This is a genomic window from Oleiphilus sp. HI0067 (assembly GCF_001635735.1).
This window is the reverse complement of sequence record NZ_LWFI01001239.1, coordinates 1-867: the sequence shown is the minus strand read 5'-3', so window position 1 is coordinate 867 and position 867 is coordinate 1. Positions and strand designations below refer to the sequence as shown.

The following is an 867-nucleotide window of genomic DNA, read 5'->3' as shown; positions in this document are numbered from 1 at the left end:
GCCCTTGACCCTGCACTTATGAAAGCTCTGCCTCCCGCGATAACAGCTGCAACTGGGATGGATGCACTTACGCATTTGGTTGAGTCTTTTTTAAGTACGATGGCCAATGAAGAGTCGAGCTACTACTCAAAAGCTGGCATCAAGTTGGTGTTCGATAATTTAAGCAAAGTATATAAAAAGGGCGCTAACTTAAGTGCGCGTGAGGATATGGCACTTGCTTCGTTTTATGGCGGTTTGACCATTAATCTTGCGGGGCTTGGTTATGTTCATGCATTTGCGCATCAACTTGGCGCTTATTACGGTATACCTCACGGTCTTGCTAACGCTAAGGTCTTGCCAAAGGTTCTTAGATTTAACCATGATTTCGTGCCTGAACGATTGGCTGAACTCGCAGATCTTATCGAGTGCTGTGATGCAAATGCTAGCGTTTATGAAAAAGGTTTGGCGTTTATTGAGGCTGTTGAAGATTTGATTGTAAGTGTAGGGATTTCTCCAAAAGTCGATGCGCTTCAATTAAAGGATTTTCCGAGTATCAGACGCGCTGCGTTCAAAGAAGCAAATTCAACCTATGCGGTACCTGCTTATATGTCAGCCGACGATGCGCATAATCTTTTGCTGAGCCTCGCTAAATAACCAACAAGGAGCGCGCGTGAATCGCGAGAAAGGGACCTCAGTCGGGGCAATATTTACGCAGTTTTTTATATTGGGCTGTACATCATTTGGTGGTCCAGTTGCGCATATTGGTTTTTTTCGAAAGCGGTTTGTTGATGAATTAAATTGGATCAATGACAAAGCTTTCTCGGATTTACTGTCGCTGTGTCAATTCATTCCAGGGCCGGCAAGTAGTCAGTTAGGTATGGCGTTAGG

At 44.5% G+C, this 867-nt stretch carries 2 protein-coding genes; both read left to right on the top strand.

Going from position 1 to position 867, the window contains the following annotated elements:
* Positions 1-633: iron-containing alcohol dehydrogenase (locus tag A3739_RS18760; protein ID WP_156502688.1), on the top strand; the 633-nt coding region annotated here is incomplete at its 5' end.
* Positions 634-649: 16 nt separating this feature from the next.
* On the top strand, positions 650-867 hold a 218-nt coding region (locus tag A3739_RS18755), incomplete at its 3' end, for a chromate transporter (RefSeq protein WP_197472438.1).